Source organism: Cellulomonas humilata (assembly GCF_030814415.1).
Classification (GTDB): domain Bacteria; phylum Actinomycetota; class Actinomycetes; order Actinomycetales; family Cellulomonadaceae; genus Cellulomonas; species Cellulomonas humilata_A.
Window position 1 is genome coordinate 212,377 of record NZ_JAUSVB010000006.1, and the last position, 16,366, is coordinate 228,742.

Here is a 16,366-nt window from a genome sequence, read left to right on the forward strand (position 1 = left end):
AAACCCCACCTGTCGCCGTCGGCGGATTGCCGACAGGATGCGTGTCGAGAACGCGCGTGCGGCTCCGACCATCGGACGAGCGGGCCGCCCGTGGCCCGGAGAGACGGAGTGCATCGTGAAGTACATGCTGCTCATGAACTACTACGTCGAGGGCGTCCCGCCGATCGACGAGTGGGCGCCCGAGGACGTACGGCGCCACATCCAGTTCCAGCAGGACCTCGGGGCGGAGCTGGTGGCCAGCGGCGAGTTCGTCGACGGGCAGGGCCTCGCGTGGCCGGACGCCGCGAAGCTCGTGCGGAGCGACGGGGTGTCCCCTCCGGTCGTCACCGACGGCCCGTTCGCGGAGTCGAAGGAGTTCCTGGCCGGGTACTGGACGGTCGACGTCGAGGACGAGGCGCGCGCGATCGCGATCGCCGCCCGTGCGTCCGCCGCCCCCGGACCCGACGGCATCCCGATCCAGCAGGTGATGCAGGTCCGAGCCGTCATGGAGGCACCCGCTCCTGCCGAGTGACCCGGCCGTCGAGGACCTGCTGCGCGAGCTGGCGCCGCAGGTCCTGGGCGTGCTCGTCCGCCGGTCCGGGGACCTCGCGGACGCCGAGGACGCCCTGCAGGAGGCCCTCCTGGCGGCCACCACCCAGTGGCCCGCCGACGGGGTGCCGGACAACCCGCGCGGCTGGCTCGTCGTCGTCGGCCAGCACAAGCTGGTGGACCGGTACCGCAGCGAGGACGCGCGACGACGCCGCGAGGAGCTCGTCGGCACGATGGAGGCGGTCGAGCAGGCGGACCCGTCGCAGGCCGACGACTCGCTGCTCCTGCTGTTCGGCTGCTGCCACCCGGCGCTCAGCCCGGCGTCGGCGATCGCGCTCACGCTGCGCTCCGTCGGCGGCCTGACCACCGCGGAGATCGCCCGGGCATTCCTGGTGCCCGAGCCGACGATGGCGCAGCGCCTCAGCCGGGCGCGCAAGACGCTGCGGGACCTGGACGGGCCGTTCCGGATGCCCGGCGCGGACGAGTACGCCGAGCGGCTCCGCGCCGTCCTGCGGGTGCTGTACCTGATGTTCAACGAGGGCTACGCCAGCACCACGGGCTCGACCGTCGCCCGAGCCGACCTGGCCGTCGAGGCCCTGCGCTTGACCCGGACCCTGCACGCGAGCCTTCCCGACGACCCCGAGGTCACCGGTCTGCTCGCCCTGATCCTGCTCACCGACGCCCGCCGTCCCGCCCGCACCGGCCCGCACGGCGAGCTGGTCTCGCTGGCCGACCAGGACCGCGGGCTGTGGGACCGCTCGATGGTCGACGAAGGCGTCGGGCTCGTCGAGGACGCCCTCGTGCGCGGTGCCGTGGGGGAGTATCAGCTGCAGGCCGCGATCGCCGCGGTGCACGACGAGGCGCCGAGCACCGACGCGACGGACTGGCCCCAGCTGCTCGCGCTCTACGGGCTGCTCGAGCGGATGACCGGCAACCCGATGGTCACGCTCAACCGCGCCGTGGCCCTCGCGATGGTGGACGGCCCCGATGCCGGCCTGGCCCTGCTCGCGACGCTCGACGACCGGCTCGGCGGACATCACCGCCTCGCAGCGGTGCGCGGCCACCTGCTGGAGCGGGCCGGCCGCCCGCAGGAGGCCGCCGACCAGCTGCTCCTGGCGTCGCACGGGACCACGAGCCTCGCCGAGCGCGACTACCTCCGCGTGCAGGTGGCGCGGCTGCGGCGCGGGCTGACACCCTGACCCGCGTGACCGTCGACCCGCACATCCTGCTGTCTCCCGCCGTCACCAACCTCCGGGACGTGGGGGGCCGGGCCACCGCCGACGGCGGCACGGTCGCGACCGGCATCGCCTACCGGTCGGCCGAGCTGGCCGACGTCTCGGTCACGACGGACGCCGCACTCGCGGACCTCGGCATCCGGACCGTCGTCGACCTGCGTACCGACGCCGAGCGGTCGGGACGCCCGGACCAGCTGCCCGCCGGAGCTCAGCTCCTGGTTCTCGACGCGCTCGCGGACCTGCCCGAGGGGGCGGCTGCGCAGCTGCCGACGCTGCTCGCCGGTGGCGACGCCGCGGTGCTCGCGGACCTCGACCTGGCCGGGCAGATGCTCACCGTCTACCGCCGGCTCGTCGTCGGGGACGCGGCCCGGACGGCGTACGCGGCCTTCGTCCGGACGGTCATCGACCCCGAGAGCCGGCCTGTGCTGTTCCACTGCACGGCGGGCAAGGACCGCACCGGGTGGGGGGCCACGATCCTGCTGCTGGCCGCCGGTGTGGACGAGGCGGGCGCCCTGGAGGAGTTCCTGGCCGTGAACCCCGCCGTCCGGGTCACGTTCGCGCCGCTCCTGGAGCAGCTCGCCGCGGTGGGCGGGGACCCGGAGCTCCTGCGGCCGCTGCTCGAGGTCCGGGCGGAGTACCTGCAGGCGGCACTGAGCACCCTGCGCGCTGAGTTCGGCACGTTCGACGGCTACCTCTCGGACGGGCTCGGGCTGAGCCTGGTCGAGGTGGAGACCCTCCGCAGGACGCTTCGCACCGGCGGGTGACGCGTTGGACCGTTCGGGTGGTCCGGTATGTCCGATATTGCCGACTCACCCGGTCGCACCCACGATGGGCAGATCGCACCTCCCGCGACGCAGCGTCGTCTGAACCCAGGCGCCGAGGGAAAGGCATGCCTGTGGCCGACGAGATCACGTCCCCCATCCGACGAGGCGCGCACGACATCGCCGTCGAGCGCGACCGGGTCCGCCGCCGACGGGTGTACCGCACGGCAGCGTTCGTGATCGCGGTCGAGACGTGGGTCATCGTCAACGCGCTCCTGGGCCGTCCGATCGTCCCGGAGCTGCCGGCGATCGACCCCCTCGTCCTTGTCCCGGTGCTGTTCTTCGGTGCCCTCCTGCTCCTGCTGGCCGGGACGCAGCTGGGCTCGGCGCGCTCGCCGCACGTCGTCTTCCGGCCCGAGCAGGTGGACGTCCGGCTGGACGACGTCATCGGCATCGACCCCGTCAAGGAGGACGTGCGGCGCTCGATCGACCTGTTCCAGACGCACAAGCAGTTCGCCGAGCAGATGGGCGGCACCCCGCGCCGCGGCCTGCTGTTCGAGGGGCTGCCCGGGACCGGCAAGACGATGACGGCCAAGGCCATGGCCGCGGAGGCCGGTGTGCCGTTCCTGTTCGTCTCGGCGACGTCGTTCCAGTCGATGTACTACGGCGCGACGGCCAAGAAGATCCGGTCGTACTTCAAGGCCCTGCGCAAGGCGGCCCGCACCGAGGGCGGCGCGATCGGCTTCATCGAGGAGATCGACGCCATCGCGACGCGCCGCGGCGGCATGGCGTCCGCGATGGTGGCCTCGGGCCCGTTCGACGCGTTCCGCATCCCGCACACGGTCACCAACGCGGTGGTCAGCGAGGGGACCGGCGGCGTCGTGAACGAGCTCCTGGTGCAGATGCAGTCGTTCGACCAGCCGACGACGGGCGACAAGTTCGTCAACTGGTTCATCGCCCGCGCCAACCTGCTGCTGCCGGCGTCGCGCCAGCTCCAGCAGCGCAAGCCGGTCAAGGCGCCGATCCTGCTGATCGCCGCCACCAACCGCGCCGACTCCCTCGACCCGGCGTTGCTGCGGCCCGGTCGCTTCGACCGGCGCCTGACGTTCGCGACCCCGGACGCGGTGGGCCGACGCGCGCTCGTCGACCACTTCCTGGCCCGGCGCTCCACCGACTCCGAGCTCGACGACCCGGCCCTGCGCGACCGCCTGGCCGCGGCGACCAACGGGTGGACGCCGGTGATGATCGAGCACCTGCTGGACGAGGCCCTGGTCAACGCCCTGCGCCGCGGCTCGATGGCCATGACGTACGCGGACGTCGAGCACGCCCGGATCACCGAGATGGTCGGCATCGGCCACCCCGTCCGCTACACCGACGGCGAGCAGCGACTCATCGCCACCCACGAGGCCGGCCACGCCGTCACCGCATGGCTCGCGGCACCGAACCGGACCCTCGAGGTGCTCACGATCATCCGCCGTGGCGACGCGCTCGGGCTGCTCGCGCACGGCGACTGCGAAGAGGTCTGGACGCACTCGCACTACGACCTGCGCGCCCTGGTGCAGATCGCGATGGGCGGCTGGGTGGCCGAGGAGCTGTTCTTCGGGCAGACCAGCACCGGACCTGCGGGGGACCTCGCGTCGGCGACGCGGACCGCCGCGCAGATGGTCGGCGCAGCCGGGATGACCGGCTCGCTCATCTCGTTCGCCGCCACACCGCACGACCTCGTCTCCGCGGTGCTCGCCGACGCGCAGGCCCGCGCCCAGCTCGAGGCCGTCCTCGACGACGCCCGGACCACCGTGCGGCGCCTGCTGTCCCGGCACCGCCACCTGGTGGAGGCGCTGCGGGACGCGCTGCTGGAGCGGCACGAGCTCATCGGCGAGGAGATCACCGACGTGCTCGAGGCGGCGACGCTGGCGCAGGAGCAGCTGCTCGCGCAGGAGGAGCACGACCGGACGGCGGCTGGGGCGGCTGCCGCCGGTGCTGCGGCGGAGCGGCTCCGGGTGGCCTAGCCTTCGGGGCGTGCCCGAGGGTCATACCGTCCACCGCATCGCCCGCCAGCTCACCCAGGACCTCGTCGGTCGCCGGCTCGCCGTCAGCTCTCCGCAGGGCCGGTTCGCGGCCGGCGCAGCGCGGATCGACGGCCAGGTCCTCGTGGCTGCGGACGCCGTCGGCAAGCAGCTGTTCTGCACGTTCGAGTCGGGCGACGTCCTGCGCGTGCACCTGGGCCTGTACGGCGCGTGGGACTTCTACGGGTCGCTCACGCCGCTCGTGCAGGGCGGGTACTCAGCGGGCAGCATGGGCGCTCCCCGGCTGCGTCGGGCCGTGCGGATGGGGGAGGGCGAACGAGATGTCCCGGTCGGCGAGGTGTTCCCTCCCGAGCCCGTCGGCCAGGTGCGGGTGCGGCTCGCCTCCGACGCGACCGTCGCCGACCTGCGCGGACCGTCCGCGTGCGAGGTCCTCGATCCGGCGGGCGCAGCTGCGGCGATCGAGCGGCTCGGCCCGGACCCGGCGTCCACCGACGACCTCGCGGCGGCGGGCGACGTGATGGTGCACCGGCTGACTTCCCGGAACGTGGCCGTCGGCCAGCTGCTCATGGACCAGACGGTGGTCGCGGGGATCGGCAACATCTATCGCGCGGAGCTGCTGTTCCGGGCGCGGCTCGACCCGCACACCCCCGGCCGCCGCGTCCCGACCGACGTCGCCCGTGTGCTCTGGGACGACTGGGCCGTGCTCTTGGCCGACGGCATCGAGCGAGGTTTCATCCTCACGCGCGAGGACCTGGCGGAGGCCCAGCGCGAGGAGGCGGTCGCCGACTCTACCTTGCGCCACTGGGTCTACCACCGCGCGGGAGAGCCGTGCCTGGTCAGCGGAACCCCCGTGGTCGTCGAGGACATGGCCACCCGCAAGCTCTACTGGTGCCCGACCTGCCAGGTCTGACGCCCGACCAAGCCGTGGGTGCCGTCAACAGTCGCACGCACGTCAGCCATGGCTTGGTCGGTCAGTCGAGGCCCAGCAGCGAGCGCCAGGCGCGGTGGTGCTCCACCGTGACGCCCTCGTAGCCGGGGAGCGTGCCGAACGCGTCCGTGACCAGCGCGGTCTCCGCCTCCAGGACCTCCGGGCCCTCGTCGATGAACGTGAACTGCGCCCCGCCCGCGACCTCGGCCGTGTCGGTCTCGACGCCGACCGTGAACGGCAGGCCCGCCGCCGACGCCGCCACGACCGCCGGAGCGGCCAGCGCGACGATGCCGTCGGGCCCCTGCGCGTGGTCGCTGAACGCGACGACCCCGACCCGGCCGACCCGCGCGAGGATGGCGTCGAGCAGGGTGCCGCCCTCCCAGTGCTCGTGCGCGAGCCACCACGGGGTGTCGACCCCCAGCGAGACGCCGGTCGGCAGCGCCGCGAGGACGCCGTCGAGGAGCGTCAGCCACTGTGCGCAGAGCTGGTCCCGGTCGGCGGGCCAGCCCGGGGTCGCCCACGGCTCGACGTCGAGCTGGAGGCTGTCGCTCGGGCCGGAGCGCAGGGCGGCCAGGGCCCACGTGACCGCGAGCGACGGCTCACCGAGCCAGCCGGGGTCACCGCCCAGCGGACCGACCGCGACGCCGGCGGTCTGCAGCGCGGTGGTCGCGGCGCCGAACCAGTCGCCGACCGGTCCCTCGTCGGCCGCCCAGGGTGCCGACAGGAAGACCCGCTGGATCGCGCGGTCCTGGCAGAACGCGACGAGTGCGGCTGGCTCGGCGGGCGCGTAGTCGCGGCCGCGGGCGTCGAGGGTGCGGGCGACCGGGTTGTCCCAGGCCCACATCGACGTCAGCGCGCTCATGACCTCATCCGCTCGCCCACCGGGACGTCCACGGCGAGCGTGTTGGCGCGGGTGGCCAACGGACAGGTCCACGCCGGGTCGTAGGCGCACGACGGGTTGTACGCGAAGTTCAGGTCGATGACGAGCTTGTCCTGTGCCATGCCGAGATCCGCCCCCTTGATGGTGTCCAGCAGGTACCGCCCGCCGCCGTACGTGCCGCCGGGCGTCCCGGCGAGCGCGTCCTTCAGCGGGACGAACAGTCCACCCCCGTAGCCGCGGATCACCCAGACGGCGAGCCTGCCGAGGTCGCCCAGCTCGACGGTGCCGATGCGCTCGAACGGCACCACCCCGTCGGGTCCGCTGCTCACGTCCAGCCGCTGGGCGGTGGCGGGGAGGACCTCGCACTCGAACCGGTACGCCGGGTCGTGGTGCGGGACGTCGAGGCCCCCGAACGACGCCTTGGCCACGGCGTCGAGCGGCGACGCCGGGTGCTCGGCGAGGAGCTCGTCGCGTCGCTGGACCCAGACGGCGTGCGCGGCCGCCGGGTCGTCGGCACCGATCCGGCGCACGTCGGCGTAGATCCCGGCGACGCGACGGCGCCAGTCCGCCACCGCGAAGGGCTCGTCGGCAGGATGGCGTCCGGTCACGATGGCGGGGATCACGTCCACACGGTCGCACGGCACGCGGCGCGGGGTCGACCTGTGTGAGGGTTGGTTGCATGGATCTGCGCATCTTCACCGAGCCCCAGCAGGGGGCCACGTACGACGACCTGCTCGCCGTCGCCAAGGCCACGGAGGACCTCGGCTTCGACGCCTTCTTCCGCTCCGACCACTACCTGAGCATGGGGTCCGGCGACGGCCTGCCGGGGCCCACCGACGCGTGGACGACGCTGGCCGGGCTGGCGCGGGAGACCAGCCGGATCCGGCTGGGCACCCTGGTCTCGTCGGCCACGTTCCGGCACCCCGGCGTGCTGGCGATCCAGGTGGCACAGGTGGACCAGATGTCGGGCGGACGCGTCGAGCTGGGCCTCGGTGCCGGGTGGTTCGCGCAGGAGCACGCCGCGTACGGGATCCCGTTCCCCGAGAAGCGGTTCGGTCTGCTCACCGAGCAGCTCGAGCTGATCACCGGCCTGTGGGGTACGCCCGTGGGGGAGCACTACGACTTCGCGGGCGAGCACTACCAGCTGAAGCACTCGCCGGCGCTGCCCAAGCCCGTGCAGTCCCGCGTGCCGATCATCGTCGGCGGCAGCGGCCCGAAGCGCACGCCCGCCCTGGCCGTCCGCTTTGCCACCGAGTTCAACCAGTCGTTCCCCGCACCGGCCGACGTCCAGGGCCGCGTGGCGACCGTCCGGGCGGCGTGCGAGGAGGCCGGCCGCGACCCGTCGACCCTCACGTTCTCCGTGGCGCAGGTGCTCTGCGCGGGTCGCGACGACGCCGAGGTGGCCCGCCGGGCCGACGCCATCGGGCGCGACGTCAGCGAGGTGCGCGCGGTCGGGTTCGCCGGCACGCCGACCGCCGTTGTCGACCGGATCGGCTCCTACCGGGAGCTCGGCATCACTCGCGTGTACCTGCAGGTGCTGGACCTGAAGGACCTGGACCACCTGGAGCTCGTCGCGTCGGAGGTCGCGTCGCAGCTGGGGTGAACCGGCCTCGGCGTCCGCCGGGACTCGCTAGGGTCCCGGCATGCGCGGCCTGTATGCACTCAAGCCTTGGTACACCCGGCGCCTCGACGGCGTCGTCCGGTGGGCCGTCGACCGCGACGTGTCACCCGACGTGTTCACGTGGCTCGGCGTGGCCAGCGCAGCGCTTGCCGCCGTCGCGATCGCCGTCGGGGCGTGGCCGCTCGTCCTGGTGCTGCTGGCCGGTCGGCTGGCGGGCGCGAACCTCGACGGTGCGGTCGCGCGCGCCCGCGGGGTGTCCCGGCCCTGGGGGTTCGTGGTCAACGAGCTCGGGGACCGGGCCGGCGACCTGCTGATGTTCGCCGGCCTCGCCGTGCTGCTTGGCCGGCTGCAGGGCGGCGCGGGACTGGTGTTCGTGCTCGTCGCCGCAGTCGTCGCCACCCTGCCGACGTTCGTCTCGTTGGCCGGCGCCGGGGCCGGCGCGACCCGGATCAACGGGGGACCGTTCGGCAAGACCGAGCGGTGCCTCGTGGTGGTCGTCCTGGCTGCGGCCCCCGGGCTGTCGCCGATCCTGCTGCCGGTGATGATCGGGCTGTCGCTGGTGACGGTGGCGACGCGGCTGCGCGAGCTCCGCCGAGTCCTCGCGTGAACCTCGTGCCCGACCTCGAGATCCACCTGACGCTCCTCGGCTGGCATCTCGACCTCGAGGGCCGGGCGGTCTGGCTGCTGGCCGTCAGCGTGACGATCCTGGCGCTCGCGGCCGTCCCGGTCTTCCTCTCCGGCAAGCCGGAGCTCCGCCGCCGCTGGACCACGTGGGCGTTGATCCTGCCCGTCATCGGCATCCCCATGTGGCTCGGTCCCGGTCCCACGGCGGCGCTCGCGGCGCTGCTGGCGCTCCAGGCGGTGCGCGAGTTCGCCGCGATGATGCGGCTGCCCCGAGCCGAGACGACGCTCCTGCTGGTGCTCGCGGTCGTCTACCCGCTGGCGGCCTGGCTGGCCCCCGACCTGCTCGCCCTGGTGCCGCTCGTGGCGCTGCTCTGCGCCGTCCCCGCCCTGCTCGCCGGGGACTCGGAGCGGGGCCTCGAGCGTGCGACACTGACGGCCTTCGGGTCGATCTGGCTGTGCTGGTCGCTGGCCAACCTCGTCCTCGTCGGCAGCGACGCGTACCTGCTGTGCTTCGCTGCGGCCGCCACCGACATCGCGGCCTGGTGCGGCGGGACGGGCCTGCGCCGGTTCGCCTGGGCGCGACGACCACTCTCCCGGCTCAGTCCGAACAAGACGGTCGGCGGTATGGTCGGAGCCGCCGTCGGGGCTGCGATCGTGCTGGTCGTGCTGGACTCCGCCTCGCCGGGGCTGTACGTCGCCGTGCTGCTCGGGAGCGTCGGAGGAGACCTGTTGGAGTCGATGGTGAAGCGCCGGGCCGGGGTCAAGGACGCCGGGGCGTGGCTGCCTGGATTCGGGGGGCTGCTGGACCGCGTGGACTCCTTGCTGCTGGTGCTCCCGCTCGCCGCGGTGCTCGCATGACGTCGCGCCGACGCGTCGGCCTTCCGCCCGGCTTCAACCTTGCCGGCGCTGCGCGGCACACGTTCTGGCGCAACGTCTTCCACCTGGTCGGCGGGTACAAGGTTCGCGGGTCCGCGCCGTACGAGGCGATGGTGATCGTCGCCAACCACAGCTCGCACGCGGACACCCCGGCGCTGATCGCCGCGTTCCCCGCGCCGTACAAGCCGGTGGTCGTCGCGGCGGAGGACTACTGGTTCGAGAAGGCGTGGATGCGGCTGAGCCTCAAGCTGGCCATCGGCGCGGTCCCGGTGCACCGCAAGGGCGGGGGCTACACAGGCCTGGTGGACGGTGCGCAGACCGTGCTGGGCGCCGGGTCCAGCCTGCTCGTGTTCCCCGAGGGGACGCGCACCACCGACGGTCGGCTGGGGGAGCTGCGCAGCGGGGCCGTCCGGATCGCCCGCGAGTTCGACGTCCCGCTGCTCCCTGTCGCCATCGTCGGCACCCGCGACCTGCTGCCCAAGGGCGGCGGGCTGCACCCGGGCCCCGTCGAGGTCCGCCTCGGCCACCCCATCCAGCCGGAGGACCTCGTGGACGACGACATGTCGCCGGTCGTCCACCAGCTCGAGGCGCTGCTCGCCGAGGGCCCCGCGACGGCGTCCGAGTCCCGCACGTGGCGCGTCCTGCACCGCGCGATGGACGGCAAGGCCGGCATGGCCGGTGCCGCCGCCTGGGGGTTCGCCGAGGCCGTCAGCTGGCCGGTGACGATGGAGATGTACCTGGCGGTCGTCGGCGTCGCCAACCCGCGCCGGATCCTGCCCGCGGCCGCGTGGCTCACCGCCGGGTCGGTCGCGGGCGTCCTGGTCACCTCCGAGCTGACCCGGCGCGGCCTGCGACCTCCGGCACCGCTGACGACGGCCACGATGCGCGACGCGGCGGCACAGCACATGGCGGCCGGTGCGCGCGGAGTCTGGAAGCAGGCGGCGAACGGTGTCCCGGTCAAGCTCTACGCCGCCGCGGCGGGCGATGCGGGCATCCCACGGATCCCGCTCGCCGTGCACACGGCCGGTGCGCGCGGTGCGCGTGCGGTGGCGATGGGCGCGGCGATCGGGGGAGCGGCCGTCGTCGGGCACCCCGTGCTGCGACGGTTCTACGTGCCGTACCTGGGGGTGCTCGGCGTGACCTACGCGGCGGGGCTCGCGCTGGTGATCCGCTCCTGGCGGCGCAAGGCGTCGGGCTGATCGTCCGGAGGTAGCGGCCGGACGAGCGCGACGACGGTGTGTACGAGCAGCACCACGAGCGCGACGTTCCGCGCGGCCAGCGTCAGCGTGACCCCGGGCCCGCCGGAGACGACCTGCGAGTAGAACCAGGGAAAGACGATCTGCGTCGCCGCGGCGGTGCCCAGCGTCAGCCACGCGGTCGTCCGCCAGCCGGGCAGCCGCAGCGCCAGGGCGACCGCCACGGGGGGCGCCAGCCAGCCGATGTACTGCGGCGACCCCACCTTGTTGAACACGAGCATGGCCAGCGTCAGGAGCATCGCGCCACGGACCAGCAGCTCCGTGCGCGCGATCCCGCCGGACCACATCCGGGCACCGAGCTGTTCGCGACGCCACCAGAGCAGCAGCGCCGCTGCGCCGAGCGCGAGGAAGAAGAGCGCACTGAGGACGTCCGCGGCGCCCTGCGTGCCCGGTCCCTTGATCTCCCAGGTGACGATCGGCTGGTTCAGGTACCGGGTGATCGACGTGGAGAACAGTCCCGCGACGAGCCACGGGGTGGCCCCTGGCGACTCGATCTGCAGCCCGCGCTCCTCCTGCTCGGTCAGGAACGACGCCACGTGCGGCAGCCCGCCCAGCGCCGCGACGGTCCCGACGACCACGACGCTGACGATCGCCGCGGGCACCACCACGGAGCGCCACGGTCGGCGCACCGCCACGAACAGCGCGATGAGCAGGGCGCCGGGCGCGACCTTGACCCATGCCGCGGCGGTCAGCAGCGCGGAGGTGATGCGCGGGTGGTTGAGCGCGATCGACAGGGCGACGACGACCACGGGAGCGATGACGGCGTCGAGGCGACCCATCGCGACCGGTCCGAGGAGCACCAGGAATGCGAGCCACCACCAGGCGCCGATCGTGGTCGGTGGCCCCTGCGGACGGTCGGGCCGACGGGTGTGCATGAGGAACGCGACCGCGACCGCGTCGAGCACGGTGATCATCAGCGCCCAGACGGCCGCATACGCGGAGCCGCCTCCCGCACCACCGACCGCGGCAGCGAGCATCGGGATGATCGCCCCCGCCGGGTACACCCACGAGCCCGAGAGCACGGGCCACTCGCCCTGGTTGAGCCCGAGCCACATCCAGTAGCGGTAGAGGTCGAGGTCCCAGAACGCCTGCTGGGGGATCAGGACGAGGCCGACGAGCGCGAGCCAGCCGTGCACGAGGACGAACGCGACCCAGACGGCCGTGGTGGAGTGCAGCAGGCGGCGGAGCAGCGCGACCTCCGAGGCAGTGGCCGGACGAGGCCGACGAGCGGGCAGGTGATCAGGCTAGCCCGCCCGTGGGCCTCGTCGCCGCCCTGCTCCCTGTGAGTATCAGGCGGGGCGTCCCGGGACCACCGGCGGTGGCACGGTCCCTGCGGCCGGCCCGGCGACGGGGAACACCGCACTGCGCTCGGTGTCGTCGACGTACTCGTCGCCACGCGGCGGGTCGTCGGGTGCCGGGGGTGCGTCCGGGGCCGTCTCGAGGACGGGGTCGGGCGTGGTGTCTGGCTCGGTCATCGTCGACCTCCTTCGTCGTCCGCGGTCGTTGACCACGGCGGAGATCCACGGTCGCACGGTCGTCACGACCGCGCACGACGGGCGTCAGCCGGCGGCGGGGGCCTCCGTCGCCACCGGGGCGACGACCTCGTCGAACGGTGTGCAGCCCGCCGGGGCCACGAGGGGTGCGGCCGGGTCGAGCGTGACCGTGTCGAGGGGCTTGAGCTCGGCGAACTCGGCTCCCAGCGCCACGTCCAGGCTGGCGTCCGCGCGCGGGTCGAGCACGAGGACCGCCCCGTCGATGTGCGCCGCGAGGGTGTACGCCTGGGCGACGCCGGTGACGCCGAAGATGATGCGCGCCGTGCCGTCGTAGGTGGCCGTGGCGTTCTCCGCGGACGCGACGATGAAGCCGCGCTCCGTCAGTGCCGCCCCTGTGGCACCGGCCAGGCCGACGCGCGTGGTCGCGTTGAAGACCTTCACGGTGATCTGGTTGGCGGCCACCGGCAACGCCCCGGCCGGGGGGCACGGGTACGGGTCCTGCGACGCTGTGGGTGTGGGTACCTTCGCGAAGTCGCGAGCGAAGAACGGCAGGCTCAGGCTGCCCGTGAAGATGGCCGCGGCGCCGAGGCCGGCGAGCGCGAGGGCCGCGAGGAGCACCCCGAAGATGACTGCCTGTCGTTCGTGCATGTGCCGTCGGCGAAGCTGCCGCGCGCGGTCCGGCTCGGTCACTTGATCACCAGCACCCGGGCGTGCAGCAGCGCGCGCTGGTGCAGCGCTGCCCGGACAGCGCGGTGCAGACCGTCCTCCAGGTACATCACGCCGCGGTACTGCACGACGTGCGCGAACAGGTCGCCGTAGAACGTCGAGTCCTCCGCGAGCAGCGCGTCGAGGTCGAGGGTGCGCTTCGTCGTCACCAGCTCGTCGAGCCGCACCTGGCGCGGCGGGACCTCGGCCCACTGCTTGGCCGTCTCGAGCCCGTGCTCCGGGTAGGGCCTGCCCTCGCCCACCGCCTTGAAGATCACGGAGGGAGTCTAGGTGACACGCCCGCCGCTCCGTGCCGCACCCGCGGGTGAGGTCAGCGCCGCCCGCGAGGGTCGAGCCGGCGGACACACCGAGCGCGCGGGTCCGCACCGCCGACCTCGTTCCCCATCCACGCTCTCGGGCGCCGCGCGGGGGTCGGTCGGACGACAATTGGATAGCGGTTTCCGTTGGCGGGAGCGCTCCCGTCAACGGTTTCCGGCGAATGTGACATCAAGGGTTGACTCGGGTGAACCAGGCGATACGGTCGTGGGCGGTCGGGGTCAAAGGCGCCCCCGACTTTCCTCATCGGGAGCTACCCCTTCACCCGTGGGGGACGCCTAGCCGATTGAAAGGATTCAAGGATGAGTCTGACGCAACGACGAGGACGAACGCTCACCGCGATCGCCGGGTCCGTGCTGCTCGTGGGCACGCTCGCTGCCACCCCCGCGACGGCAGCACCACTCCCTGGGACCGGCATCGGGCACGGCCCCGGCAAGGGTCCCGACGGACTGACCCTCGAGCGCCTCGACCGCGGACTCGTCGCCGCCGCCACGACCGAAGGCGTGTTCCTGTCCTGGCGGCTGCTCGCCAGCGAGGTCACCGGCGCCACCGCGACCGGGCTGACCGGCCCCGACTTCGCGGTCTACCGCGACGGCACCCTCCTGGGCACGGTCACCGACTCCACCAACTTCGTCGACCCCGCCGGCACCACCGCCTCCCACTACCGGGTGGCCGCGGTCGTGAACGGCGCCGAGGTCGACGGTGCAGAAGCTACCCCGTGGGCCCAGGCGAGCCTCGACATCCCGCTGCACAAGCCGGCCGACGGTGTCACCCCCGTGGGCGAGGCGTACACGTACTCGGCCAACGACATGTCCGTGGCGGACGTCGACGGCGACGGACGGTACGAGTACATCGTCAAGTGGGACCCGTCGAACTCGAAGGACGTCAGCCAGGTCGGCTACACCGGCAACGTGTTCGTCGACGCCTACGAGCAGGACGGCACGCAGCTGTGGCGCATCGACCTGGGCGTGAACATCCGCGCCGGCGCGCACTACACGCAGTTCCCCGTCTACGACTACGACGGTGACGGCAAGGCCGAGCTCATGATGAAGACGGCGCCCGGAAGCAAGATCACGCAGTACAAGGCCGACGGAACCGTCGCATCCGAGAAGTTCGTCTCGTTGCCGAAGCGCGACCGCGACGCCGGCGTCACCGACACCGTCGACTACCGGCTGAGCAAGCAGGGCTACTTCGACCACCTGGTCACCATGCTCCAGGGCTGGAGCAGCCACCCCGAGGTCGTCGCGGGCCACTGGCCGTCGACCGTCGAGGCGGCGCTCGGCATCGCGCCGCAGTACGCGTACCCGCTCTCGACGCAGGACGCGACGGCGCTCGCCAACTACTTCATCGACGTCTACGCCCCCAGCCGCAGCGCCCGCAACGTCCTGCGCAACTTCGAGGGCTTCATCGTCGACGGTCCCGAGTACCTCACGGTGTTCGCGGGGGCGACCGGCAAGGAGCTCCAGACGATCGACTACAAGCCGGGTCGCGGCGACGACGGTCTGCTCTGGGGCGACTACGCCATGGCCCGCATCGAGCCCGGCAACCGCGTCGACCGCTTCCTGGCCGGCGTCGCGTACCTCGACGGCCAGACGCCCTCGGCGGTCTTCGCCCGCGGCTACTACACGCGCACGACGCTCGTCGCGTACGACTGGGACGGCAAGAAGCTCCAGGAGCGCTGGTACGTCGACTCGGGCCACGTCCCGATGACGAACCCGTTCAACGACGGTCCGCACGGCCGCGATGGCACCGACCCCGTGTACGGGACGATCACCACGCAGGGCTTCCACTCGCTGTCCGCGTCCGACGTGGACGGTGACGGCAAGCAGGAGATCGTCTACGGCGCGGCGACGATCGACGACGACGGCTCCGTCCTGTACTCGTCGTTCGACACGCTCCCGCCCGCGAGCCCGGGTGCCGGGCAGGTCGTCCGCCTCGGTCACGGCGACGCCATGCACGTCACGGACGTCGACCCCGACCGTCCGGGCCTGGAGATCTACACCAGCCACGAGGGCGCCACCTTCGCCCCCTACGGCATGGCCCTGCGCGACGCCGCGACCGGTGAGGTCATCTTCGGCAAGTACTCCGGTGCCGACACAGGCCGCTCGATGGTGGGCGACGTGCTCCCCGGCACGCGCGGCCTCGAGGTCTGGGCGAGCCTGCCCGGCGGCGGTGGCTCGCTGGGGCTGTACTCGGCGACCGGTGCCTTCACGCCCGGTGCGATCCCCGGCACGAACATGAGCATCAAGTGGCTGCCGGACGGGACGACGCAGATCGTCAACGGCTCCGGGGCGCAGGACGTCACGATCGACGACTGGACCCGGGGCCGCCAGCTGACCGCCACGGGCACGCGCTCGAACAACGGCACCAAGGGCAACCCGGCCCTGGTCGCGGACGTCCTGGGCGACTCCCGCGAGGAGCTGCTGGTCCGCACCGAGGACTCGTCGGCGATCCGCCTGTTCACCAACACGGCGCTGAGCCACACGAAGATGTACACGCTCATGCACGACCCGCAGTACCGCGTCGAGGTCGCCCGTCAGCAGACGACCTACAACCAGCCGTCGGACGTGGGCTTCTACCTCGCCTCGGACACCGATTACACGCAGGTGCCGGTGCCGTCGTACTACGCGTCGGGCAGCATCGACGCCCTGCGCGACGCGACCAAGGCACAGATCGCCGCCGGTGCGATCACCGGTCCCGTCGTCGCGGGGCTTCTCGCCGCGCTCGAGGTGGCCGACAAGACCGCCGACGCCGGCAACGAGAAGATCGCGGTGAAGTCGCTGAAGGCGTACGTGGAGCTGCTCACGCCGCGGACGCGACTGTCCACCGTCACGCCTGCCGCCCGGGCGATCCTCGGGTACCAGGCCCAGCAGGTGATCTCGATGCTCGACTGACACGTCGAGGATCGAGGGGTCGCGAGGGCAAGCGCGATCCCAGGGCGCCGGTCGGGGTCACTACCGACCGGCGCCCTTCTCTGCGTCTCCGTCGCGACGGGACTGGATGGTGCCCGGTCCGTGCTCTCCTGCCGACGAACAAGCCATGAGTGCCGCGACAGCGCCCCGTGGCGCCACTCATGGCTTGTTCGTCCGCTCGGTG

General features: G+C 72.8%; 16 protein-coding genes. 10 read left to right on the forward strand and 6 right to left on the reverse strand.

Going from position 1 to position 16,366, the window contains the following annotated elements:
- The first annotated feature begins 124 nt into the window (after positions 1-124).
- The 5 genes from J2X26_RS19630 to J2X26_RS19650 all read left to right on the forward strand — a co-directional run bounded on the left by J2X26_RS19630 (position 125) and on the right by J2X26_RS19650 (position 5,461).
- A complete protein-coding gene (locus J2X26_RS19630) occupies positions 125-511 on the forward strand; it encodes a YciI family protein (protein ID WP_307494563.1) in 387 nt (128 codons plus the stop codon).
- A 28-nt stretch (positions 512-539) separates the two neighbouring features.
- Positions 540-1,727, forward strand: a complete 1,188-nt coding sequence (locus J2X26_RS19635) for an RNA polymerase sigma factor (RefSeq protein ID WP_307494564.1) — start codon at positions 540-542, stop codon at positions 1,725-1,727.
- A 5-nt stretch (positions 1,728-1,732) separates the two neighbouring features.
- Entirely contained in the window at positions 1,733-2,527 is a 795-nt protein-coding gene (locus J2X26_RS19640; RefSeq protein ID WP_307494397.1) for a tyrosine-protein phosphatase, read from the forward strand.
- Positions 2,528-2,652: 125 nt separating this feature from the next.
- Positions 2,653-4,533: an AAA family ATPase gene (locus tag J2X26_RS19645; protein ID WP_307494398.1), complete on the forward strand. Its 1,881-nt coding sequence runs from the start codon at positions 2,653-2,655 to the stop codon at positions 4,531-4,533.
- 10 nt (positions 4,534-4,543) lie between these two features.
- On the forward strand, positions 4,544-5,461 hold the full coding sequence (locus J2X26_RS19650; protein ID WP_307494399.1) for an Fpg/Nei family DNA glycosylase: 918 nt from the start codon (positions 4,544-4,546) through the stop codon (positions 5,459-5,461).
- A gap of 61 nt (positions 5,462-5,522) precedes the next feature.
- Here the strand turns inward: J2X26_RS19650 and J2X26_RS19655 are convergent, their stop codons facing one another.
- Together J2X26_RS19655 and J2X26_RS19660 are read right to left on the reverse strand one after the other, a co-directional pair.
- The gene (locus J2X26_RS19655; RefSeq protein ID WP_307494400.1) at positions 5,523-6,341 is read right to left on the reverse strand and encodes a hypothetical protein; all 819 of its coding nucleotides are present in this window, start codon (positions 6,339-6,341) and stop codon (positions 5,523-5,525) included.
- Complete coding sequence (locus tag J2X26_RS19660) at positions 6,338-6,982, reverse strand: DUF1684 domain-containing protein (protein WP_307494401.1); 645 nt, start codon at positions 6,980-6,982, stop codon at positions 6,338-6,340. The genes J2X26_RS19655 and J2X26_RS19660 overlap by 4 nt, the downstream gene beginning before the upstream one ends.
- Before the next feature lie 56 nt (positions 6,983-7,038).
- Between J2X26_RS19660 and J2X26_RS19665 the strand changes: the two genes are divergently transcribed.
- The 4 genes from J2X26_RS19665 to J2X26_RS19680 are packed head-to-tail and all read left to right on the forward strand — an operon-like array spanning position 7,039 to position 10,679.
- Positions 7,039-7,962, forward strand: coding sequence for an LLM class F420-dependent oxidoreductase (locus J2X26_RS19665; protein ID WP_307494402.1), 924 nt, complete (start codon positions 7,039-7,041; stop codon positions 7,960-7,962).
- Positions 7,963-8,002: 40 nt separating this feature from the next.
- Entirely contained in the window at positions 8,003-8,587 is a 585-nt protein-coding gene (locus J2X26_RS19670) for a CDP-alcohol phosphatidyltransferase family protein (protein WP_307494403.1), read from the forward strand.
- Positions 8,584-9,462, forward strand: coding sequence for a phosphatidate cytidylyltransferase (locus J2X26_RS19675; protein ID WP_307494404.1), 879 nt, complete (start codon positions 8,584-8,586; stop codon positions 9,460-9,462). The genes J2X26_RS19670 and J2X26_RS19675 overlap by 4 nt, the downstream gene beginning before the upstream one ends.
- Positions 9,459-10,679, forward strand: a complete 1,221-nt coding sequence (locus J2X26_RS19680) for a lysophospholipid acyltransferase family protein (RefSeq protein ID WP_307494405.1) — start codon at positions 9,459-9,461, stop codon at positions 10,677-10,679. Before J2X26_RS19675 ends, J2X26_RS19680 begins: the two co-directional genes overlap by 4 nt.
- Here the strand turns inward: J2X26_RS19680 and J2X26_RS19685 are convergent.
- The 4 genes from J2X26_RS19685 to J2X26_RS19700 all read right to left on the reverse strand — a co-directional run bounded on the left by J2X26_RS19685 (position 10,622) and on the right by J2X26_RS19700 (position 13,212).
- The gene (locus J2X26_RS19685) at positions 10,622-11,872 is read right to left on the reverse strand and encodes a glycosyltransferase 87 family protein (protein ID WP_307494406.1); all 1,251 of its coding nucleotides are present in this window, start codon (positions 11,870-11,872) and stop codon (positions 10,622-10,624) included. The two genes, J2X26_RS19680 and J2X26_RS19685, sit on opposite strands and share 58 nt — an antisense overlap.
- A gap of 153 nt (positions 11,873-12,025) precedes the next feature.
- On the reverse strand, positions 12,026-12,211 hold the full coding sequence (locus tag J2X26_RS19690) for a hypothetical protein (RefSeq protein ID WP_307494407.1): 186 nt from the start codon (positions 12,209-12,211) through the stop codon (positions 12,026-12,028).
- A gap of 84 nt (positions 12,212-12,295) precedes the next feature.
- Complete coding sequence (locus tag J2X26_RS19695) at positions 12,296-12,919, reverse strand: LytR C-terminal domain-containing protein (RefSeq protein WP_307494408.1); 624 nt, start codon at positions 12,917-12,919, stop codon at positions 12,296-12,298.
- Positions 12,916-13,212 (reverse strand): type II toxin-antitoxin system VapB family antitoxin, encoded by a 297-nt coding sequence (locus J2X26_RS19700; protein ID WP_055919049.1) that lies wholly within the window; start codon positions 13,210-13,212, stop codon positions 12,916-12,918. The genes J2X26_RS19695 and J2X26_RS19700 overlap by 4 nt, the downstream gene beginning before the upstream one ends.
- A gap of 360 nt (positions 13,213-13,572) precedes the next feature.
- Here J2X26_RS19700 and J2X26_RS19705 point away from each other — a divergent pair, with 360 nt between their 5' ends.
- A complete protein-coding gene (locus J2X26_RS19705) occupies positions 13,573-16,164 on the forward strand; it encodes a rhamnogalacturonan lyase (RefSeq protein WP_307494409.1) in 2,592 nt (863 codons plus the stop codon).
- Positions 16,165-16,366: the final 202 nt, after the last annotated feature.